Below are 22535 nucleotides of genomic sequence, written 5' to 3'. Positions count from 1 at the left end.
CGAGGGCTACGCACCATACCTCTTACCATCGATTCTGAGCTTGCACCTGCTCGTGGCACACTGAATAGGACGAAGACACACCACTGCCCACGGACGATCAGCCGTAGAGGCTCATCTGGGTCATGATCACTTGAACGTCTCACCAGAAGTGGAGTGTGGCTTTGGTGTTAGGCGAAAGCTGTGTTCTAGAGCCACTGGTCTTCCCACTCGCGGCGCTCGCTGAGGGCAGTGCGACCCTCATCGGTGATTTTGTAGTAATTGGTGCGGCGATTGATCTGCCCCTTCTCGACGTAGCACATGTCGACGAGTACGTCGAGGTTGGGAGACTCGTCCGTGGTCGATCTCTTGGTGTGGGCGTCTTCGAGGTCAGTTTTGAGCTGTTGGCCGGAAGGCTGGTCATGGTCGACGATGACGGTGAGGAGGTCTCGCTGGGAGTTGCTGAGCTCAAAGAGGGTCATTAAGGGTCATTACCGAGAAGGGACACCAGCCACGGAGATACTCAGCGGCATTGTGAGGGATTGACCAGTGGGCTGAATAGTGACTAGCGGCTCTGTTGAAACCCTCTTCACGCCTTGCGATTTCGTATAGCAACTGTTTTCTGTAACTTTGATCGTAAGCGGCCAAGAGAGAACCGCTCTTGAATATCAACGACGAATGATTTCAACAAGGCCTGACTAGCCTATATTGGCGGGCTAAGAAGTCACGAAAAGACATCCCACAGGGCGAGGAGATGGAGTTAGATGGCTCACCTAACCCACGCCAAGTCGAAGTAGTAGGAGTGGGTTAGTCAAATGATTTGGATACGTGTTGGGTGCGAAAGTTTAGTATACCACTTTTAAGTCCCGTTTTAGAGACCAACGGCTATCACCAGAATGGAACATCGGGTGCTGACAATTATTGAGGATGATGGCACTTCTCGTCTCGATCGCGGTGTTGATTAGACGACCATGACGGTGATCGTACCCACGTCGTCGCGCTGGGTCTTGGGATGGTCGAGGTACTCTCGACTGTTCGGTTCTCCGGAGTGCGAGAGAAACCTCTATATAGACTATCATAAAGAGCCAAAGCAGGATCAAAAGAGACATCTGTCATGAATTGGGCTATTGGCACAACCCTCGCATTCGTATAGTACCGAAAAGCATCTTTCCGTATAACGAGTACTGGCACAGCCGTCACCAGACATTCAGCACATTGAGTATCAGACTAGTTCTCAGTTATTCTTGGGGTGAATATAATTAGAGACAATGTGAAAGCTGAACATGATAAGGAAAAGCTGAGACCTTGACTTGTTCTTTTGGAGGACGGTAAGTGAGGAATTGCCATACGGACCGATACGGCCGACAAAAATCACGGGCAAGGTATGGATCAAATTCTATAAAAACACCTCGTCTTTGAATTTAGAATAAATATTTATCACGGTCCAAACGAGCAGTTGATCCATGATGATTTGGGACAATCTCGAATCAGAGTACGTTGATCGAACGACGACGAGTAAGGAACGGTATGAAGAGCTCCAGAAACACGTCCCAGCAGGTGTGGCGAGCACGTATCGCGCATGGGATCCTCATCCGTTCGTGATTGACCGAGCAGAGGGGGTGTATCTTCATGATATCGACGGGAATGTTTATATAGATTTTGATATGAACAACGGGGCGGGGATGGTTGGACATACCCACCCTGTGGTCACTGAGGCGGTGAAAAACCAGCTCGACGACGGAACTCTATTTACTCATCCTCACGATCTTCTTGCAGAAGCAGCTACTGAACTTAAAAAGCGATGGGATGCGATGGACCTCATCCGTTTTACGAACAGTGGCACTGAAAGCACGATGCATGCGATCCGAATCGCTCGGGCCTATACCGGGAAAAATAAATTATTGAAAATCGAAGGATCGTATCATGGGGTCCACGACGCTGTATTAATTAGTAAGTCCACACCAGAGGGGAAACTCGGACACCCAGATCGTCCGGCGAAAGTAATCGAGAGTGAGGGTATTCCGGAGGAGATTGCAGAAACGGTCGAAATCGCGCCGTGGAACGATCTTGACGGCGTTGAGACAATTATGCGAGAACATATGAATGAGATTGGAGCACTGATCGTTGAACCAATCGTAATGAACGTCGGCGTCACTCAACCGTATCAGGAATTCTTGCAAGGTCTCCGTGAACTCTGTGATGAGTACGGCGTCGCCTACATCTTTGACGAAGTAAAGACAGGAGTCAAAGTCGCTCCAGGCGGCGCTGCAGAATACTATGGCGTTAAACCTGATCTCGTTACACTGGCCAAGAGTATTGGGGGAAATTTCCCTGTTGGAGCTTTTGGTGGGCGGGAAGAAATTATGAGGACGATCGAAGACGGGGCGGCCCACTACGGGACGTACAACGGGAATCCGCTGGTTTTGCGGGCAGTTACGACCGTTCTCCGAGATGTTCTTACTGAGAGTGCATATCAGCACGTAAATGATCTGGGTGAGAAACTCGCTGCAGGCTACGAAGATATCATGGCCGATACTGGGATCACTGGCCATGTCAAAAACGTTAATTCGCAGGGTATTGTTCACTTCACCGACGAGCGGATCGACAATTATCGTGATTACCTCGAACATATTGATCCAGAGTTCCATGAGAACTACTGGTTTGCAATGCTCAACCAGGGCGTCTTACCTCATCCACATCATGCCTCACAGCAGTGGACAATTAGCATTCAACACGAAGAAAAACACATCAGTGAGCACCTCGAAGCATTCAAGAATGTTGCTCCTCGACTCGCCGAGAGGCAGTAATTAAATCCAGCGAGTTACACGACGGTGAGACCACTACCTCGCCGTATACCACTGTGAACTACTCCGACCTACCGCACTCAGGCCTCCCCGGCCCTCGCTTGTTGAGGTCGGGGCTTCCTGTTTCTGTGTCGAAACTTGCACCCGGCGTGGGCACAGTGGTTCCAGACTCCGCAGGCGACTTCCCGTTACGGGTGGTTCGGAGTGTCCCACTCCTACCAAATGGACACTCGGCCATACCCGACGGTGCGCGCTTATTGTCGCGCTTGAACACCGCCGGGAGCGTGGTGAGCATCGTACTACCTGCTTCGACCGCGCGGGTAGTAAAGTTGCCGCAGACAGTGAACGTGAACTATGCGGGCGCTGTATCCCCTCCCTGCTCGCGGCTTCGCCGCTCGCTGAGGAAGGGGGCGTAGCGCCCTCGATTAAAGCTAAATCCGCCGGACGACCCCCACTCTGGAACGGCTAACCCGGGTTTCGGAACGGCTCGTCGCGGGAAAGGCGGCTTTCCCGATTGGGACCGGCGACAAATCGCTCTGTTTCCGGCTGGTCCTGATTCCCGGGGATGCCCGGGCTCAAAACGGTGACCGCCAAGAGCGTGGGAGCGATCCGCTAGGCTCCGTCGAGCTCCTCGGCCAACCCGACGATGATACCTTCGGGGCCGCGCACGAAGCAGAGGCGGTACACGTCTTCGTACTGGGCGACTTCGCCCACGAGTTCGGCCCCGTGGGAGCGGAGGCGGGCAAGGACTTCGTCGATGTCGTCGACGGTGAACATGATGCGGCGGATCCCCAGGGTGTTCACCGCCGGTTCCTCGGATCCGTCGCGGGTGGCCGTGGGCGTGATGAACTTCGAGAGCTCGACGCGGCTGTGGCCATCGGGGGTCCGCATCATGGCGATGTCGCTCTGGACGTTCTTGAGGCCCACGACGCGATCCGCCCATTCTCCCTCGACGCGCGTCTCGCCCTCCAACTGCATGCCGAGCTCCGTGAAGAACGCCTTCGCAGTTTCGAGGTCCTCGACCACGATGAGGACGTTGTCCATCCGCTTGATCGCCATAGCCCAAGGAAACTAGGTGAGGGATGCGCAAATAGGCTTCGTTGGCGGGGGAAGCGTGGCGGGGAGTTTCGTCGCGACATTAAACCGACCCCGTCTGCTAAGTCGGGCGGGATCGGTCCCAGGCTCTCCTTACGCTCACTCGGGTCGGGGCGTCGATATGCCCTTGAACTGTATCTCGTGTGCCGAGTCTGTCATCGGCTGAGGGTTTCAACAGAGCCGAATGAGTCAATTCACGGTGCGATTGGTGCCCCACTGAACAGCGACCGACTTACGACTGGTCTTTGTGAGGCCACCCAGCTTCAATGCCTGCACCGAGGGCGAGTCCGACAGCAATCCCCATAGTTGACATCCTCCCCGCCCTGAAGGGCGAGGCTTTGCGCCTGTTTCCACGTAACACCTCGAAGGTCACTGGCCGAGATCCCATGGTGGGATGCCACGCCCTTTAGGGTGTGGAGGAGGTCACTCTTGCCTGACCCGATCGGACCAGGCCAACTAACGCTACCCTTTCTCAACAGAATACCACGAACCATCCCACGTAAACAAATATTCGAAGACTGCCTTGACCATCGTCAGCCCGTACAACGGGAAAAGTGCCGGGATCACCAGCCAGTACACCCCAGGACGGGACAACCCGACCCGGCGAATGTCGGAGAGATGGACCGTAAGCGCGACGGCACCCACGGCGCCAATCGGCGGCAGAAACCAGGCCTCAGCCTCCACGACCAGCAACACCAGAAACTTCGAGAGCAGCGACAGCATCAGCACGTTTCCAACGATTGTCCCCGCACAGACTGCCGTGCTCAGCACGCTCCGGGAGTCGAACGGATTGATCTCAGCTACGAGACGGTGGAACACCTGCACGTACCCCGTCATCCAGCGTTTGCGCTGACCCCACCAGTCCCGGAGAGAGTGTGCGGCTTCAATCCGCGACGGGTACGCGAGCGTCTCGCGCACCGATAAGCGATGCTGGTAGCACCGGTACGCGAACTCGAAGTCCTCGGTAAGCATCTCCGGATCGTACCCACCGACCCGTTCGAAGGCCGACCGGCGCATGACAACTGCCCGACTACTCGCAATCCGGAAGGCCGTGAGTAGGTAGAGCAGACGGCGGCCCACGTAACTCAGCAATATCGACTCGTAGTACGCGACAGATTCGACCGCGCCTGTCGGCTCTGGGACGGTCCGGCCTTGGACGATATCGTACCTGTCGAGGTGAGACACCGCGTGCCCGACGAACGATGGGTGGATGCATTCGTCCGCGTCGAAGACTGCGACGTACTCGCTGGCGGTCTGATTGATAGCATGGTTGATCGCGCTTGCTTTCGACCCTGGGTCGGTCACGTTGACGAGGACGTGGACTCGGTCGTGGTCGGCGAACTCGCGGGCTCGTCGCTGGCTTGCGTGGTCGTCCGGTTCGCAGACGATATACACTGACAGGTCATCATACGTTGAGGCGAGCAGTCCCTGGATGCTCCGGGAGAGTGCCTGGACGTCCTGGTAGACCGGTACGATCGCTGCGACAGTCCCTCCTTCAGTCTGGACCGTCGGCGAGCGTCCGTCAAGGCCCAGTTTTACGCCGAAGAGCAGTCCAGACACACCGACGAATGCCGTGATCGAGATGCTTGAAAGAACTGCGTGGAAGAGGATGACTACGAGAACGATCGACGCAAGTTCAATTCTGACGGAGAGGACGCCGAGCCCCTGGAGGAATCCAGAGGCAAGAATCCCTCCGGAAGTGCTGACGAACCCGACACGGTCTATCCATCGAGTGATCCCCATCGTCGAGTGATTTCCGGAGAGTCCTATAAATCCTCTGGGTTGATAGCTAACCATAGCTGTCCGATGCCGGGGAGGAGGCACAGCTATATTGACATCCTCGACACGACTGAAGTCGTGGGATTCCTCGCGCTCGGGGTCGGTCACGCCGACCACCCCGACGGAGGCACCTTCCCGACCGTGGTGGTCGGTCACGGTTTGTAGGCGGTGCGTCGGGGCGATGAGCGCATGGTGACGCCAGTCCGCGCGGATGCGGACTGCCCCGCTAACACCCTACGGGCGGTGCCATCTGCCCCACTCGGTTGGGCAGGGTTGCTTGTTGGTGATGGGGACCCCAATCCAATCCCAGTTTTCCCTGTCGAGTCAGATACACAAACGATCCCAGACGGCCAAAATCTTGCGGTAGATGGGCCGTACCTATCGCGTAGACCCACGACTAAAGTCATGGGCTTCCGCTTGATCCATGTCAGTCCCAGTACGATGCGGCGCGCTTCTGTAGCATCTCCCGGAACTGATCGGTCGTGTTCTCCAGGACCGCTTCGGTTTCGGGGTCCACGATGACACCGTACCGGCGGATGAGGTCGAGTTCGGCGCATTCACCCTCGCGGAAGCGGTGAGCGACTTCGTCGGGATCCGTTTCCAGCCAATCGTGACGGTTCTGCCGAATGTACTCGCGCTGCTCCTCAGTCGCCTCGTCGTCAATCTCGTACTCGCGGAGATCCTCATCGCCGACGGTGACGACGACACCGTAGTCCTTCTTGGCCCGCTCGACGGAGACGTAGTCGTCGACGATGTCTTCGAGCACCTTCTCGGGGTCGCGTTCCAATGGATCGCCGTAGCCACCGCCGCCGGAGGAGGGTCGCACGAAGTCGTCGCCGTTACCGATGGATTCGTTCGAAAACACGGTGCCGAGAGCGATCGGGCGTTCTCCCTCGCGCTCGAGCGTTACGCCGTGAGGAATGCCGGGGAGCCCGCCCTTTATGCCCCACGCGACGGAGCGGGCGCGGTCTGAACAGTAGGACATGACGGCGTTCTCCGCGTCGAGCATCGTTGCGCCCTTTCGGACGCCGCATCCACCGCGGAACGTTCCGGGGCCGCCGGAGTCGGTCACGATGGCGTGCTCGGAGGTGAGAAGGGGTGTATCTCGCTCCTGTCCTTCGAGCGGTTGGACCGCAAGACCCGCGCCGAAGACGGGCGCGGTGGCGTTCGAACCGTCCTTCCCCTTTCGACCGCCCCAGCCGCCGGCCATCCAGTCGTACCACATGAACTCTTGGCCCTCGTTGCCCGGACGGGTGTCCTTGCCCCCCGCGAGCAGATACTCGAGGTTGAACGCGCACGCCATCGCACGCTCCGGGAGCACCTCCGACCAGAGCTCGAAGACGGCGTTCATGATTTTCTCGTATGCGCCAGCGACGGACCCCGTCACGGCGACCGGTTCGGGTGCGTTCACGACCGTCCCCTCCGGGAGGTCGGCGGAGATGACGCGATAGATGCCCGCGTTCAGCGGTACGTCCGGGAAGAACATTTTCGTGCCCGCGATGAGTCCCGAGAGGGCCGTCCCGTACGTGGAGTTGAGGAAGGATCCAATGTACTCGTGGGAGCCGGAGAGGTCGTAGTGAACCCCATCACCCTCGATCGTCATTTCCACGTCGATCGGAACGAGCCGCTCGCCCGCAGCGGGGTCGGAATCGATGTAGTCCTGCGTCCGCCACGTGCCGTCAGGCAGCTCGCTAATCCGCTCCCGCATGATACGCTCTACGTAGTTCTGCGACTCGTCGAACGCCGTCAGTACGGTGTCGACGCCGTACTTTTTGACGAGTTCGAGGAGCCGCTCCTCGGCGATCGTTGTCGCCTGCGCTTGCGCCCTCAGATCGCCGAGACGGTCCTCTGACAGGCGCATGTTCGTGACGAGTAGATTCGCGACGTCGTCGCGGAACTCCCCTTCGTCCCAGATCTTCAGCGGCGGAATACGGAGCCCCTCGGCGAAGTGTTCCTGCGCTTGGATGTTGAACGAACCCGGGACCGGCCCGCCGACGTCGGCCCAGTGACCGTTCGACTGCGTGACCGCGATGAACTCGCCGTCGTAGAAGACGGGGCGCATAATTCGTACGTCGTTTATGTGGGTTGCACCGAGGTAGGGATCGTTGATGATAAAGACGTCCCCCTCGTTGATGTCTCCCTCGAAGTAGCTGAGCGTCTCTTTACACGTCGGTTGGAGCGTTCCGACGTGAACGGCGATGTCATGGCTGCCCTGCATGACGATGTTTCCGTTCGCGTCGTTGAGACAGTTCGAGAAGTCTCGGTTGTAAATGACGAACGAGTAGCACGTTCTGACGATCTGTTCTGCCATCCGGTCGACGAGGTTGCCAAAGGAGTTTCGGAGTACCTCGAAGGTGACCGGGTCGAGGTCAATATCTGTGTGTGCGGACATTTTTACACTGTAATGATGAAGTTGCCGACGTCGTCCACCTCGACGGCCGCCCCCGGCGGCACGACGATGGTAGAATCCATTTGTTCGACGACCGCTGGACCTTCGAATTCGGCACCGGTGCCGAGTGCCCCGCGATCGTAGACGGCCGTTTCGACGAACGCGTTCTCGGTTTTGAAGTAGGCATCACGCGTGCCCGTCTGCGCCGTAGAGATGCTGTTGGGGCCACCGATCCTCGGGAATTCGGGCTTCGCGACGAGACCCTTACCGACGACGCGGAGCCCGTAGATCTCCACCGCCTGGTCCGCGTCAGAGTACGCGTACGCGCGCTCGTGCTGTTCGTGGAAGCGCGCTCGTATTTCGTCCATCCCGTCGATGGGACGGGGACAGGAGACATCGAGCGATCGCCACTGGCCGGCGTAGCGCATCCGAATTTCGCGGTTCATCCGCATTCTATCGGCCCCGATCCCCTCCTCTTCGAGGCGCTTTCGCACCTCGTCTTCCATACTCGCGAAGGCGTCCTCGATATCATCGACGACGTCGCGAGTGGCGTTTTCGATGAACGTCTGTGAGTGGTCGTGTTCGACGTCGACGAGGAGACACCCGAGCGCCGAGTTGATACCGGGGTACGGCGGAACGATCACCGTCGGGATACTCATATCACGGGCAACGTCTGCGGCGTGGAGCGGCCCCGCCCCGCCAAAAGCGACGAGGGCGAAGTCGCGCGGGTCGTACCCCTTCGAGGTCGAGACGAGCCGCACCGCGTTCGACATGTTGGCGATCGCGATCTCCTCGATGGCCGTCGCTGCCTCGATGGGATCGAGACCGAGCGGGCCAGCGACGTCACGTTCAATGACCCTCCGCGCCGGGTCCGCCGCGGCGTCCATCTCTCCACCGAGGAACTTCGAAGGGTCGATCCAGCCCATCAGGACGTTGGCGTCGGTGATGGTCGGCTTATCGCCGCCACGAAGGTAGCACGCCGGGCCGGGGTCTGCGCCCTGGCTCTTCGGTCCGACTCGAAGCGAGCCCCCCTCGTCGATCCACGCGATGGATCCGCCCCCGGCGCCGATGGTCTCGATGTCCGTCGAGGGGAACATAATGGGGTAGCCGTACTCGACCGCCCACTGATCGGTCATCTCGATTTCCCCGTCATATGTGAGTGAGATATCGGCGCTCGTCCCCCCCATGTCGAAGCCGATGGCGTTGTCGTACCCGCAAAGTGAGGCGACGTGCGCCGAAGCGATGGCCCCCGCGGTCGGCCCCGAGTTCGCGATGCGCGAGGCGTAGTAGGCGATGGTGTCGGTCGTCATGACACCGCCGCCGGAGTGCATCGCCAGCACGTCGCCGTAGTACCCTTCTTCTTCGAGGCGCTCCGAAAGGTCGACGAGGTATTCTCGGACGACGGGAACGAGCGCCGCGTTGATAACGGTCGTAGAAGTGCGCTCGTGTTCGAACATCTCCGGGAGGATTTCGTGCGAGCAGCAGACGAAGGCCTCGGGATACGCCTCCTCGACGATCGCACGCATCCGCTTTTCGTGGTCGCCGTTAACGTAGGCATTGATGAACGAAATCGCGACGGTCTCGATGCCGCGCTTTTTCAGCACCCGAACCGCGTCGTACGCTTCCGTCTCGTCCAATTCGGTGGCAACCGTGCCGTCTTGTTTGACGCGTTCCGTTACTTCGAGTCGATCTCGGCGAGCGACATAGGGATCTGCGACGTCTTCGTACGCGTCCCAGATGTTCTGCTTGGTCGCGTCGCGAATCTCGTGGACGTCACGAAATCCCTTCGTGGTGACGAGCGCCGTCCGCGGAAGGTCGCGTTCGATGAGCGCGTTCGTGCCTACCGTCGAACCGTGGGAGAAAAAGTCCAAATTTCCGATATCGACGTTCGACTTCTTCAGACCCGTGAGAACGCCGTTGGCCGGATTCTCCGGCGTTGACGGTGTCTTCGTCACTTCGATGGCACCCGTCTCTTCGTCAAACACGATCACGTCCGTGAACGTTCCGCCGATATCAATGCCACTTCGTATCATGCGATTTGATCACGCTCGACGAGGGTCGTATGACGGCAAAACCGTTTGGGTCGGGAACGGAATCACACGAACGCGCATTTGAACGACGTTTCGGACACGAGGGCATCGAAGGACGCCTGGATGACTGTAACCGTGTCTGACGCTTCGCGTGCATCTACTCGAACATCCGCTTCCGCTGCATCCGCTAAATCGACTGGATCCACTGGAGGTATTCACCGCCGCCGTCGTGCCCGTTCCACTCGAAAAGTCGGTAGATGGTGCCCGAATCCCGTCCGAGAAGTTCCAGAACAGCTCAGCGCGTGACGACGCGGTCACCGCTCACCGACGGTGATCGCGTCCCGAAGCCTCCGAGAGACGCGCAGCGCCTACGTGATCCGAACCTGGTCATCGACGAGATAGATATATCCACGTTTATCACGAGAGCAAATCGCTCCGAGACCTGACATCTCGCCACCTCCAAACGCTCTACACGGACAGTCGGTCGGCAGCGTACTATCGCGATACGGTTGCGACCGCAGAACAAGCCGAGGTGATGTTCGATCTCGCTCTAACGATCCATGACTACGTGAAAAACGTCAGCCAGCGATCCGACGAGTGTCGCGGCGATGGATAAGGTATCACGGAGCAGTCGACCGGTTCACGCTCACGGTTCAATCCCTTCCACGGCACCGCCGGGCGTCGGTGCCGTCGTCGCTCCGCTCTCGTGATACGCATCCTCTCCTGTCCCAGCGGATTTGAGCGTGCGACCCTCGGCGTCGAAGATGTGGAGCGCGTCGGCGTCGAATTCGAGTGCGATCCGTTGGCCCTCCTCGAGTTCCACCGCGGAATCGACGCGAGCGGTCCACGCCGAATCGCCGACGAGGAGGTAGAGGAAGTCGTCGCTTCCCATCGGCTCGACCACGTCGAGAACCGCGTGCTGAGCCCGATCGCGGCCCTCCGCCGCCTGATCGATTCCGTCCGTTTCGTGATCGACCACGCGGATGGCCTCCGGTCTGACACCGAGCGTCAGCTCGTCTCCCGGGGAGACGTCGCAGCGTTGGGCGACGGCCGCGGGAAGCGGATAGTCGAACCGCGTCTCTCCGTCGGCGGTGAGTCGGCGGCGCTGCTCGTCGATGAGTTCGACGTCGAGGAAGTTCATCGACGGTGAGCCGATGAATCCGGCGACGAACCGATTCACGGGGTGGTGGTAGACAGTCGACGGCGTCCCGATCTGCTGGAGTTCGCCGCCGTCGAGGATGACGATGCGATCGGACATCGTCATCGCCTCCGTCTGGTCGTGGGTGACGTACAGCGTCGTTACGTCGAGTCGGCGGTGCAGGCGCTGAATTTCGGTTCGCATCTGCGTCCGGAGTTTCGCGTCGAGGTTGCTGAGCGGTTCGTCCATCAGAAACACCTCGGGGTCGCGGACGATGGCGCGGCCGAGCGCGACGCGCTGTTTCTGGCCGCCCGATAGCTGTCTCGGCTTCTTGTCCAACAGATCGCCGATGTCCATGATGCTCGCCGCCTCCCCGACTCGGTTTTCGATCTCGTCGCCCGAAAGGTCAGTCGTCATCTTCAGTCCGAATCCCATGTTCTCCGCGGCGGACATGTGCGGGTACAGCGCGAAGTCCTGGAACACCATCGCCATATCGCGCTGCTGCGGAGAATCGTCGGTGATGTCCTCACTGTCGAGACGGACGTGACCGTCGGTCGGCCGTTCGAGACCGGCAACACACCGTAGCGTCGTCGACTTCCCGCACCCTGACGGGCCGAGCAGGACGAGGAACTCGCCGTCCGCCACCGAGATGTCGAGACCGTCGACCGCGACGATCCGGTTGCCGCCGTCGGCCGTAGGAAACGCCTTCGTCAGATCGTCGATGTCGAGTTCGCCCATGTCGGTGACGACTGTGCGAACCGCCCGCATAATAGTTCGCCCGCGTTTAGAGAGTATCAACTCATATTTGGCGTTCTCCGAACGCCAGTCGGAAGATCAAAAGACGGCTGAGCCGGATTCGTCGCCGGGAACGCCGTACTCGCGTTCGAAGTAGGTGAACTCCTCGAACGTGGCGGCCGCGGTTTCCCACTGCGCGTCGGTGAGGCGACCGACGTTCGCTCCCGCCGAGAACAGTGAGACGCCGCGTGCGCCCCCGTTGAGCGCCATCTGCATTGCCGTCATCAATTCGTCAGCGGGAACGTGCTCGGTTGGACGCTCCCCGGTCGACGTGCGAATGGAAGGGACGATCGGCGTCGCGGTCACCTCGTGGAGCGAGCGGACGACGTCGCGTATCCAGAGCGGATGTAGCCCGAGGTCGACGTGAGCCGTCCGCGGGGTGAGCACGTCGGCGAACCGTGCGAGCGTCGCCGGGTCGACGCCGAGCATCTCTCGGCTGTCGGCGACCGCCGCATCGAGGTCGGCGAACGCCTCCAGTTCGACGTTCACCATGAGATCGTCCCGTCGTCGCAGCGATGCCGTCAGGTCGTCGAGCATCGACGTAATCGTCTCGCAACGGAGGGCAACCCCTCCACTCGATTCGGTCGTGACGCCCTCCTCCTCGTAGCGGCGGACGCACTCCTCACAGAAACAAGAGCGGTAGCTCGACTCGCCGTTCATGATCGGCTGATACTCGAAGTGGGTGAATTGGATACCGTCGACGTCGTACTCGGCCAATTCGTCAATTATAGATCGCAGGTGGTCACGGACGACGTCGTGGTTCGGACAGACCCAGTGCATCCATTCCATGGAGACGTTCGGGTAGCGAATCTCCGTCCCCTCCTGGGCCACCTGCACCGCCTCCGGGTACTGTTCGACGAGGTGCTCATCGCAGAGCGTGAAAACCGACGGAACGAGCGCGACGTCGTGGACCCGGGCCGCGTCGACGAGGTCAGAGAGAAGATCTCGGTTGGGCACCTGATTCGGTGCGACCGACGAGTCGTAGAAGACGCGGCCGTCGCTCTCTTTCGTCACGACGAACACCGTGTTCACGTCGCGTTCGGCAAGGTACTTCAGCTCGGCTTCCGCGTCCATCGTCGCCCACGGATAGAGGGTTACGGACCGGAACAGCCGATCCTCCCACCAGTGCGCTTCATCCCCTGAGTCGGTCATCACGTGCGCCAACGAGCAGAAGAGAAATATACGTGATGACCCAGTCCGACGGGAGCCGAGTATATTCGGCGGCTACAGAAGATATTTGATAATCTCCGAACGTGGACGGTAAATTTATAATCGTCGTTCGGGACCGCCCTCAGTACACGCGCTGACGCCCACTATGAGCAAACCGAGATTCACCCGTCAGATTCCGAACGCTCGCTCGAAGATACGTCCGCCGCAGACGCAGGACGTCGACGGCGACGAAGTCGTCAGCGTCGCGCGGGCGCTCGGCTCCGACACGCGGTGGCAGATCGTTCGCGCTCTCGCGCGCGATACACGAACCATTCAAGAGCTGACTGAGGCCGTCGGTCGCTCGAAGGGAACCGTCTCGACCCACGTAAAGCAGTTGGAGAACGCCGGCGTCGCGGCCTCGCGCTTCAACGTCAGCGATAGCGGCGGCGTCGAGAAGGAAGTCGCCCTCGCGGTCGACGAAGTGACGCTCAAACTCTCGAATCGGTAGCGGAATCGGCGGGCAGTTTCACGCCACGAACCCGCCCGTTCGTCGGACGTAGTAGCCGACAGCCGACGCGAGACAGGCGTGTACGACGACGGCTATCGGCCACGCGTCCGGCCAGACGCCGGGGGCACTCGCGAATACACCGAGAATTCCTAAACAGAGCGTACCGGCGGACAGCGCCGCGAAGGCGACCGTCAGCGTCGCGGCGGAACGCATCAGTCGGCATCCCCCGCCAAATATCGCGTCGCCAGCGACAGGCTCGTCACAAGTGCGCCCGGGGCGAGGAGGACGAATCCGACGACGGAGAACGCGAGAAGCGCAGCCGTCGACGCGACGAACAGGAACAAGCCGACCGACGCCCTGACCCGCGTCAACGCGAGCAGCGCCGACGCTCGGGCCGTCTCGCGCGCCGACCCGTCGCGTTCGACGAGCAACGGCCCGTAGTACAGGAGCAGGAAACAGTACAACAGGAGCACGTCGAGGGTGACAAACGCCGCCATCGTCGCGGCGATCCCGCCGGGCGTCGCGTGGAGCCAGAGCCACCACGCCACGTCGAACAGGACGAACGCCGGGACGAACGCCGCCTGCGACCGCCAGAAGAACCGTCGGAACGCGGCGGCGGCGTCGCGAACGCCGAAGTCGTCGCCGTCGAGGATACTTCGCGCGGCGACGAGCGCGGCGGTCGTTGCGGGTGCGGCGAGAACGGCCGTCGAACTGAGGACGCACCAACAGAGGCTCACGGCGACCACTCGCGGGAGCTGTCGGTAAAGGTCGCCGACGACTTCCCGGGTGAGCGAGAGGAAGTGGACGCGGCCGGTCGCGAGGTCGTACGTCGAGTGCATGGGTGATGTTCAGGGCGTCGACCGGTGATTGGCGCTCTGTGCTCCCATTACGACTTCAACCCCGACATCGTGACCCCCTGGATGAAGTACCGGCGTAGCAGCAAGAACAGCGCGATGGTCGGGAGCGCGAGCAGCGTCGCCCCCGCCATCAGCGCCCCGGTGCTGTCGCCGTAGAGTCCCGTTTTCGCGAAGAGCGTGATGCTCACCGGCAGCGTGTACATCGTCTCCTCCTTTATGACGATGAGATCCCACAGCATCTCGTTCCAGCGGTTCATGAAGGTAAAGAGCGCGACCGTCGCGATGGCGGGCAGCGAATTCGGCAGCACGATTCGGAAGACGACGTCCAGTTCCGAGCAGCCGTCCATCCGTGCGGCATCGATGAGGCTGTCGGGAAACTGCTTGAAAAACTGCGTCAGGAGGAAGATGCCGAACGAACTGATGGCGAAGGGAACGATCATCGCCTGATAGGTGTCGACCCACCCGAGCCAGACGATGACGATGAACTGCGGGATGAGAAGCAGCACGCCCGGGATCATCATCGTCGCGAGGATGAAGTTGTACGTGAACCGTCGTCCGAACCAGTCGAGCTTCGCCAGCGAGTACGCGACGAGACACGACGTGACGACGACGGAGGTGACGACGGCCGACGTCACGAGAACGCTGTTGAACAGCTGCCGGACGATCGGCACGTTCTCCAGCAGGAACAGGTAGTGCTCGAAAGTCACGTGCGACGGGAGGAGGGCAGGTTCGTACATCTCCGAGCGCGGCTTGAACGACATTGACACCATCAGCGCGAAGGGGAACACCGGGACGACGACGCCGACGGTCAACAGCGCGTAAACAAGTAACCGCTTCGGCGTCAGCGACGCGAACCGACTCTCGGACCGATCAACGACGGAATCTTGCGACCTCGCTTCGACCGTGTCGGCGGCCATGTTACGCCGACACCTCCTGTTCGACATAGTTGCGCTCGACGTAGCTGACCACGAAGATGATCGCCGCGAGAACGACGCCGACCGTGCTGGCGTACCCCATTTCCAGGTAGGAAAACGCCGTTCGGTAGATGACGAGGACGAATGTCTCCGTCGCGCCGTTCGGTCCGCCCGAAGTCATGATGAACGGTTCCGTGAAGATCTGGAACGCGGTGATGGTCGACAGGATGACGACGACGAGGATGCTCGGGTTCAAAAGCGGGAGCGTGATGTGGCGGAACTGCTCCCACTCGTTGGCGCCGTCCAGTGCGGCGGATTCGTAGACGTTTTCGGGAATCGACTGGAGGTTCGCGAGGAAGATGATGGCATAGTAGCCGACGAACTTCCACGAAACCATCATCGCGATGGCCGGCATCGCGAACGTTTCGCTCCCGAGGAAGTCGATCCGTCCGCCGACGACCGCGAGCCACTGGTTGAGCATTCCGTCGGGGGCGTAGAGACGTTTGAACACGACGGCAACGACGACGCCGCTCGTAACGTACGGAACGAAGTATCCCGCCATGTAGAAGGCCCGTCCGCGGACGACGCGGTCGAGGAGCACCGCGACGGCGAGCGCTGACAGGATCTGCGACGGGACGTTCACCGCGAAGAAGTACAGCGTGTTCCCGAGTAACTGATAGAAGAGGTCGCTCGTGAACAGATCAACGTAGTGATCGAGCCCCACGAACGGCGTCTCCGGCGACACGATGGCCCACTCGTGGAAGCTGAGGTAGAGAGCGAACACGAACGGGAAGATGAGAAACGCCGATGCCCACGCGAGCCAGGGAAGCATGAGCGCCCATCCTTTCAAGTTGTCGTCGTACCGTCCGAGTCGTTCGACCGTGGACCCGAGTAGGGGCATTCCAGCGAGGTGCTGACCGATGGCACCGCCAGCGGACGTTCCGGCGACGCGAGCGCGCCGAATAATTGGATCTAACATCTCGTCTGTCACCCGCCAGCTACTCGAGTTCCTCGGTGATCTTCTGTTCGGCGGCGTTGAGTCCTTTCTCGGGTGAACGATTACCGCGGACGACCGGGACGAACGCCTCGTCGCCGAAAATGTCCATCACTTTCGTGTAATCGGGCGTATACGACGGTGGATGGGACGTTTCGAGCGCCTCGGCATACGGTTTAATATCTGGATTTTCTTCGAAGAACGAACTCGCGCTATCGATGATTCCTTCTCGATGCGGAAGTTGCAGCGTGTCTTCGAGGAGCCTCACGTCCCAGTCTTCCCCGAGTTCGAACGCCGTGAACGACCACACGGCTTCGGCATTCGACGACGACTGGAAAACGGTCGTGTTCTTCGGGTCCGCGTACGTGTGAGCGTTCGGCTCGACGTCGTCGGGAACTGGTGCCGTGTGGTGACTCATCCGAACGTCCTCGTTTACGTCCTCGAAGTACGGAACGACCCACGGACCGCCGGTGTTAATGGCCGCCTTGTTTTCCGGGAACTTCGGATTCTCGCTCGACTGGGTCGGAAGTAGATCGCTCTCGAAGAGATCCTGGAAGAACTGCAGAACGGTGACCGCGGTGTCGTTGTTGAACGCAGGTTCGGTCGTCTCGCCGTTTTGAGTGAACATCTCCGCTTTGCCCTCCGAGGCTGCGAAGTAGATGGGCAGAAAGTCGAACCACCGTTCGTACCACGTCGGCAGCGGCGCACGATCCCACAACACTTCGGCGGCACCGGAATCGACGATCTCGATCCCTGCTTCGACGAGCGCGTCGAGCGTTCGGGGGTAGTCCTCTTCTTCGTAGCCCGCCTCCTCGAAAACAGTATCGTTGTACTGAAAGAGAACGGGGTTCGCTTTCCACGGCGCTTGGTACAGATCACCATCGGGCGTCTCGTAGCGAGAGAGGATCTCCTCGCCGCAGCGTTCGGTGAGCGCCTGCTTCGCGCCCTCGATGTCGTAGAGGTTCACGGCGGCGTCGTTGACCTCCAGTTGCGCGGCGAATCCCGGAAACACGTTGGCGAACGCGTCGGGCTCGGTTCCCGACGCGAGCGCCGAGAGGACGACCTCCTCGGACGAGTCGCCCTCGGGAACGGGGCGGACTTCCAACTCGATGTCGTTGTCGGCGGTGAACTCTTCGGCGGCCGATTCGTGAAACGACACCTCCTCTTCGTTCGGCGAGGACCAGAATTCGAGCGTTGATGAGTCGCCACCGCCGCCGAAGCCCTCGATTTGCGTACAGCCGGCAATCGAGAGTGTCGCCGCGGTGCTCGCACCGGCGATCCCCTGCAACAACGTCCGCCGCGTCGGATTGTCAGAACCTGTCATGGGAAATTCACAGGTGTGGGCAACCAACTACGACTGATAAAGCTCCCTCTCGTCTTCGGGTATTTTCAAAGCTATTTGAAAATCGACGAACAGAGCCGACCGGCCTCTCGTTCAGCCGGTGAAATACATAAAATAACGCGTAAGCGGCCGCGCTCGTCAGTCGGCGACGGTACGCAGGTAGTCGATCGCTCTGGGGACGGCCTCGAAGTCGTCGGCCTCGCCCTCCCATTCCAACGTCACGTAACCGTCGTATCCTTTCCCGGCGAGGTCCGCAAGGACGGCATCGTAGTAGGGGTAGTTCGGATCCGACCCGTCCGCGTCGATGTCGTCGTACGCGGCGTGAACGTGATCGGCCACGTGCGCGGTTCGATCGATCGAGTCGACGCCGTCGACGTAGTTCGCGAGATCGAGGACGAGCCCAAGTTCGCCGTTCACCCCGCTTCTGACGCGGAAGACGTCGTCCGCGGTGCGAATGAGGCCGTCGTGGTTGTGATTCTCGATAGCGAGCGTCGCTTCGACCGTCTCGGCGTAGTCGACGCACTCCTGCAGGCAGGTCGTCACGTCGCGCCAGACGGCCGGGTCGCCGTGGTCGCGATCGTGAAGGCCCGGAAAGCCCGTGAACGCGCGGAGCACGTCCGCGGCGAGTCGGTCGGCCCGATCGAGCCACGCCATCACGTTCTCGACGTCTTCGCGACGGTCCGCTCGGCACGCCTTCGCGAAGTCGTTGTAAAACACGGAGAGACAGGCGATTTCGAGGCCATACGCGTCCGCGAGCTCTCGTATCTCGTCGAGGGTGTCCCGATCGTCACCGGGAAGGTGCTCGTCGATGAGTTCGACACCGTCGACGCCGAGTTCCTCCCCGCAAATGCGGATGAACTCCGCGAGTTCCATGCACTCTTCGAGTTCCGCGTGGTACGAGTAGGAACTGCAAGCGAGTTTCATCTACTCCCCTCCCGAGAGAGCGGTAACTCGGCCGCACGTCTCGACTTCGAGGATTGGTAGACGCCCATGACGATTTCGAGTGCCTTTCGTCCGTCCCTTCCCGTCACCGTGGGCTCCTCCCCGGTCAGTGCGCAAGCGATGAAGTGAGAGATAGGGCCGCCGTGCCGGGAACGATCCGGGACGGGGACGTCGAGTTCGCCGCTATTGTCGCCGAATTCGACGCGCACGGAGGGTTCGACTTTGTCGACGTAAACGACGCCCTCCTCGCCGATGATCTGCATCCGGATCGACTCGGGATCGGTCCGCCACGCGGTCTCGAACGTACCCAGCGCACCGTCGGCGAAGCGCAGCACCGCCACCGAGGTGTCCTCGACCTCGGTATCCATCGACAGCGTGTCGCTGTAGCCCATTAGCTCCGTTACGGAGCCGAACAGGTAGTTGAGGAGATCGGCGTTGTGGATCCCAATGTCGATGAGCGCCCCACCCCCGGAGGCGTCGGCGTCCGTGAACCACGCCGAACGAGGCGACCACCCCTCCGGGCCGGGGTGGCTGAAGCGGCTCCGGACGTTGTGAACGTCGCCGACGATACCCTTCTCGAGGATTTCCTTCGTCTTCTCATAAACGGGATTGAATCGCTCGGTCTGGTCGACCATGAAGATCGCCTCGCTCACGTCCGCAGCGGCGACCATTTCGTCGGCTTCAGCAAGCGAGGTACTGATCGGTTTCTCACAGAGGACGTGAACGTCACGTTCGAGGGCGGCGACGACGACGTCGCGATGGAGATGGTTCGGCAGACAGACGCTGATGGCGTCGGCGATGCCGTCGTTCAGGAGCGCCGCGTAGTCGGTGTAGTACTCGCCGACGCCGTGTTCCTCGGCTACCGCGGCGGCCTTTTGCTCTTCGACGTCACAGACCGCGACGACTTCGGCGCGGTCGTGTCGCTGGTATGCAGGGATGTGGAGTCGCTGTGCGATCGCTCCCGTGCCGATCACCGCAACCGAGAGAGTGTCGGTTTCTACTCCCTCCGTCTCGGAGGCAATCATAATCTCTGACGACATGCTCGCTGTGCCGTGTTCGGACACCGCACATTAACCTCCGCCTTAAGTATGGCCGTTCCATAACTTGTTCTATATTTTTCAAACGGAACGATTTTGGCCACGATGGAGGGTTTTGTTCGTTTGTGAACTACCACGACCACAAGGGTCGAGGCTTCCTGCCTCGGCGTCAGAACCTCCATCCTTCCGAGGAAGGACAGAGTGGTTCCAGACTCCACAGGCGTTCTCCCTCGCTGGAACGATTCGGCCCATCTCCTGCCTATCGTGCTTGATGGGCGCTCCCGAGCGCGTCGAATCGAACGCCGGGCGGTTGTGCAACACCCGTACTTACGCTCAATCGGGCCGCGTGGCCCATTATACCTAAAGAAACGGGCGGGTGGAAAGTGAAGTTTACGCGATTCATCCGCGAGGCTTGACCTCGCGGCACTCTCGCTGTATTAACTGTAGAACCAGGCGATAATCGTCACACTCTCGAATGGACTGTCACCCGTGTTTTTGACGGTCCCGTACGCTTTCGCGTCCCAGTCATCAACGGTCAACTTGGACTTAACGATCTCTAACTCGGCCGAATCGAATGCAGGCGCAGACCTCTCAGCATCAACACGGACATCGACGCTATCCTCGAAGGTGATGTCGTCGCCACGAACGGTGCCCTCCACGAGACGTACCTCGACCACTACCGCAACCCTCAGGTCGACCTGCCGGAGTAAAAGGTTCGCTTGCCGACGACGAGGACGCTCAGTGGAAAGCGTGTCAGAGACAAGCGTCAACATCGCGAGTACACTGGAATGAGCCGGTCGTCGTCGAGCATCTCTTCACGTCACTTATGTCGTCGTTTCATCTCTTCAGCAGTCATCAAAATCGGTGGGTAGACGGATGTTGATCCTACTGTGGTAAGCTGTCGAAGAGGAGATCGGGATAGTCGACGATCAATCCGTCGACGCCCGTCTTAGCAAGTTGGGTCGCCTCATACCACGTCTGGATGGTCCAGACGTTCACCTCACGCCCCTCTTCGTGCGCGACTTCGACGAGATCGATGTCATCCTCTCCCTCGTAGAATGGCGTTCCTTGCACGAGGGTGAACGACGGGTGGAGCGCCTCGGCGTCGTATTCGCGGGTGACGGCGAGCCCTTCCTCAATATCGTCCGAGAACAGAAACGCGATGGGAATCGACGGATCAGTCTCACGAGTGGTTGAGAGAGCGGCCTCATAGAATGACGAGACGAGGATATCATTCTGATACTCGGCAGCGATCGCGAGGACATCCTGTACGAACGGGCGCCAGAGGTCCTCCTGTGCCGCCAGTTCCTCGCCACTCAGATCTCCAGCGACGATGTCCTCTGATCCGGGATTCTTCATCTCGATATTGACGCTCACGGATGCAGGGATGACCTTCAGTACCTCGCGAAGCGTCGGCACCGTCTCGCCGGATTCGAGCACTTCGGCGCTGAGAACCGTCTCACAGTCCGTCTCCCAGACGAGTCCATCCTCATCAGTGAGGCCTTGATTGCCTCCGTCGCGTTCGCTCAAATCATCATCGTGGAAGACGACCACTTCACCATCAGCACAAGGGATGACGTCGATTTCGATCATGTCGGCACCCTCTCGTGCGGAACCCCACGCTGCAGCGACCGTATTCTCGGGATATTTGCCTGCAAATCCGCGATGCGCAATGATGTCCGGTTCATCGCTTTGCTTTCGGTGCGCCGAGTTGGTCGCTCCCTTCTCGGTTCCCTTCTCTTTCGCTGCAGCACTGGATCCAAGTGCCAGGGCTGTTACAGCGGCGCTTGATCCCTGTATAAAGCGTCTGCGATCGAGAGTGTTGGTATGGTTTGACATTCCATCATCTAGAATACACCTATACTATTTAATATTTTATATTGTATGCGGTTATCGTAATCGAAAAATACCTGCAGAGCGCTCAAAACTGGCCTCTGTCTCAAAGAGCGTATTCTTTGGTAACGGTAGACCACGAGACGGGATACGTCGAGAAGGGTTAGATCGACCAGCGCACCAACTTCTCCCAGATCACCGACGAGGATCGAAATGTCCTCCGAGAGCGCTACGAGTGGGAAGATCAGTACCTTCGAGAGACCGCACTCGCCTAACCTCAAGCGTCACGCTGGAAACCCCCTCTGTCAGAGTAACTCCTGAGCCCTCACGAGACAGCGAGCCTACGTAATGCGGACCTGCTCGCCGACGTAGTAGATGTAGCCGCGGTTGTGCAGGATATTCAACAGCCCCTCCGCAGACTCCTCGTCGAACCCTCGCCGCCATCTGAAGCGAGATCAGAGTACAATCGGGAAATGCTTGAAAACGTTGCACGAACGAGAGTTCATGACTCGATCTCCGTAGAACATCGCCGAAGGTGGGGTCAAATATCTCTACGTTGCGCAGCCACTCGTAGAAACAGAAAAACGGCTTCAACATGAGGTGAAGTACCTCGGGGTCAAGCCCCGAGGCACTCTCGCTGTATTTCTGTAGAAAAGAATGATCCGACTTAAAACAGCCTTCTCAGTCTGCGCTTTTGCCGCTTTATCATTGTCCCTCGAATCAAACTCCGGAAAAGCACAGGTTCATCCTCTTCGTTGGCCAGGATCTCAGTGGTCAATTGAACGGATTGTCAGGCGTCGCTAGTCGGGTAATATCCTCGATCACGTCGAAGTCATCGTCAAACGAGTACAGGGACTCAATGCCCTCTCGCTGCATGTACGCAGCAATCGTCGCGTCCCCAAGAGAGAGTCCTTCGTAGGTCTGAAAGAGAGAGACGGCGTTGGTGAAATCCT

General features: G+C 59.6%; 20 protein-coding genes. 2 read left to right on the top strand and 18 right to left on the bottom strand.

Going from position 1 to position 22535, the window contains the following annotated elements:
* Positions 1-185 precede the first annotated feature (185 nt).
* Positions 186-458, bottom strand: coding sequence for a PadR family transcriptional regulator (locus C3L37_RS04400; protein ID WP_129113428.1), 273 nt, complete (start codon positions 456-458; stop codon positions 186-188).
* A 981-nt stretch (positions 459-1439) separates the two neighbouring features.
* Between C3L37_RS04400 and C3L37_RS04395 the strand changes: the two genes are divergently transcribed.
* Positions 1440-2783: an aspartate aminotransferase family protein gene (locus C3L37_RS04395; protein ID WP_129113427.1), complete on the top strand. Its 1344-nt coding sequence runs from the start codon at positions 1440-1442 to the stop codon at positions 2781-2783.
* Between the two features lie 609 nt (positions 2784-3392).
* On the opposite strand, the gene C3L37_RS04390 is transcribed toward C3L37_RS04395, so the two are convergent.
* From C3L37_RS04390 to C3L37_RS04365, 6 genes are all read right to left on the bottom strand, one after another.
* Positions 3393-3839 carry a VOC family protein gene (locus C3L37_RS04390; RefSeq protein WP_129113426.1) on the bottom strand — a complete coding sequence of 149 codons (447 nt, stop codon included), beginning with the start codon at positions 3837-3839 and terminating at the stop codon, positions 3393-3395.
* 498 nt (positions 3840-4337) lie between these two features.
* Positions 4338-5810 (bottom strand): glycosyltransferase, encoded by a 1473-nt coding sequence (locus tag C3L37_RS04385; protein ID WP_129113425.1) that lies wholly within the window; start codon positions 5808-5810, stop codon positions 4338-4340.
* 271 nt (positions 5811-6081) lie between these two features.
* A complete protein-coding gene (locus tag C3L37_RS04380) occupies positions 6082-8046 on the bottom strand; it encodes a hydantoinase B/oxoprolinase family protein (protein ID WP_129113424.1) in 1965 nt (654 codons plus the stop codon).
* Between the two features lie 2 nt (positions 8047-8048).
* The gene (locus C3L37_RS04375) at positions 8049-10076 is read right to left on the bottom strand and encodes a hydantoinase/oxoprolinase family protein (RefSeq protein ID WP_129113423.1); all 2028 of its coding nucleotides are present in this window, start codon (positions 10074-10076) and stop codon (positions 8049-8051) included.
* Positions 10077-10719: 643 nt separating this feature from the next.
* A complete protein-coding gene (locus tag C3L37_RS04370) occupies positions 10720-11949 on the bottom strand; it encodes an ABC transporter ATP-binding protein (RefSeq protein ID WP_129113422.1) in 1230 nt (409 codons plus the stop codon).
* A gap of 96 nt (positions 11950-12045) precedes the next feature.
* Positions 12046-13158, bottom strand: coding sequence for a family 10 glycosylhydrolase (locus C3L37_RS04365; RefSeq protein WP_129113421.1), 1113 nt, complete (start codon positions 13156-13158; stop codon positions 12046-12048).
* 163 nt (positions 13159-13321) lie between these two features.
* Between C3L37_RS04365 and C3L37_RS04360 the strand changes: the two genes are divergently transcribed.
* Positions 13322-13663 carry an ArsR/SmtB family transcription factor gene (locus C3L37_RS04360; protein ID WP_129113420.1) on the top strand — a complete coding sequence of 114 codons (342 nt, stop codon included), beginning with the start codon at positions 13322-13324 and terminating at the stop codon, positions 13661-13663.
* Positions 13664-13681: 18 nt separating this feature from the next.
* Here C3L37_RS04360 and C3L37_RS04355 read toward each other — a convergent pair whose 3' ends face one another.
* From C3L37_RS04355 to C3L37_RS04305, 11 genes are all read right to left on the bottom strand, one after another.
* Positions 13682-13876 (bottom strand): hypothetical protein, encoded by a 195-nt coding sequence (locus C3L37_RS04355; protein WP_129113419.1) that lies wholly within the window; start codon positions 13874-13876, stop codon positions 13682-13684.
* Entirely contained in the window at positions 13876-14502 is a 627-nt protein-coding gene (locus tag C3L37_RS04350) for a hypothetical protein (protein WP_129113418.1), read from the bottom strand. Before C3L37_RS04350 ends, C3L37_RS04355 begins: the two co-directional genes overlap by 1 nt.
* A gap of 47 nt (positions 14503-14549) precedes the next feature.
* On the bottom strand, positions 14550-15437 hold the full coding sequence (locus C3L37_RS04345) for a carbohydrate ABC transporter permease (protein ID WP_164974660.1): 888 nt from the start codon (positions 15435-15437) through the stop codon (positions 14550-14552).
* A 1-nt stretch (position 15438) separates the two neighbouring features.
* Complete coding sequence (locus tag C3L37_RS04340; protein ID WP_164974659.1) at positions 15439-16413, bottom strand: carbohydrate ABC transporter permease; 975 nt, start codon at positions 16411-16413, stop codon at positions 15439-15441.
* A 19-nt stretch (positions 16414-16432) separates the two neighbouring features.
* On the bottom strand, positions 16433-17752 hold the full coding sequence (locus tag C3L37_RS04335) for an extracellular solute-binding protein (protein ID WP_129113415.1): 1320 nt from the start codon (positions 17750-17752) through the stop codon (positions 16433-16435).
* Between the two features lie 156 nt (positions 17753-17908).
* The gene (locus tag C3L37_RS04330; RefSeq protein ID WP_129113414.1) at positions 17909-18694 is read right to left on the bottom strand and encodes a sugar phosphate isomerase/epimerase family protein; all 786 of its coding nucleotides are present in this window, start codon (positions 18692-18694) and stop codon (positions 17909-17911) included.
* Positions 18691-19752 carry a Gfo/Idh/MocA family protein gene (locus C3L37_RS04325; protein WP_129113413.1) on the bottom strand — a complete coding sequence of 354 codons (1062 nt, stop codon included), beginning with the start codon at positions 19750-19752 and terminating at the stop codon, positions 18691-18693. The genes C3L37_RS04330 and C3L37_RS04325 overlap by 4 nt, the downstream gene beginning before the upstream one ends.
* The gene (locus C3L37_RS04320; RefSeq protein ID WP_129113412.1) at positions 19734-19967 is read right to left on the bottom strand and encodes a hypothetical protein; all 234 of its coding nucleotides are present in this window, start codon (positions 19965-19967) and stop codon (positions 19734-19736) included. Before C3L37_RS04320 ends, C3L37_RS04325 begins: the two co-directional genes overlap by 19 nt.
* A 219-nt stretch (positions 19968-20186) precedes the next feature.
* On the bottom strand, positions 20187-20426 hold the full coding sequence (locus C3L37_RS04315; protein ID WP_129113411.1) for a hypothetical protein: 240 nt from the start codon (positions 20424-20426) through the stop codon (positions 20187-20189).
* A gap of 208 nt (positions 20427-20634) precedes the next feature.
* On the bottom strand, positions 20635-21588 hold the full coding sequence (locus C3L37_RS04310; protein WP_129113410.1) for a glycerophosphodiester phosphodiesterase: 954 nt from the start codon (positions 21586-21588) through the stop codon (positions 20635-20637).
* Between the two features lie 768 nt (positions 21589-22356).
* On the bottom strand, positions 22357-22535 hold a 179-nt coding region (locus C3L37_RS04305; RefSeq protein ID WP_129113409.1), incomplete at its 5' end, for a PIN domain-containing protein.

This window comes from Halegenticoccus tardaugens (assembly GCF_004116405.1).
In the GTDB taxonomy this organism is placed as follows: domain Archaea; phylum Halobacteriota; class Halobacteria; order Halobacteriales; family Haloferacaceae; genus Halegenticoccus; species Halegenticoccus tardaugens.
The sequence above is the reverse complement of the archived record's forward strand: the minus strand, read 5'-3'. Positions and strand labels throughout refer to the sequence as shown.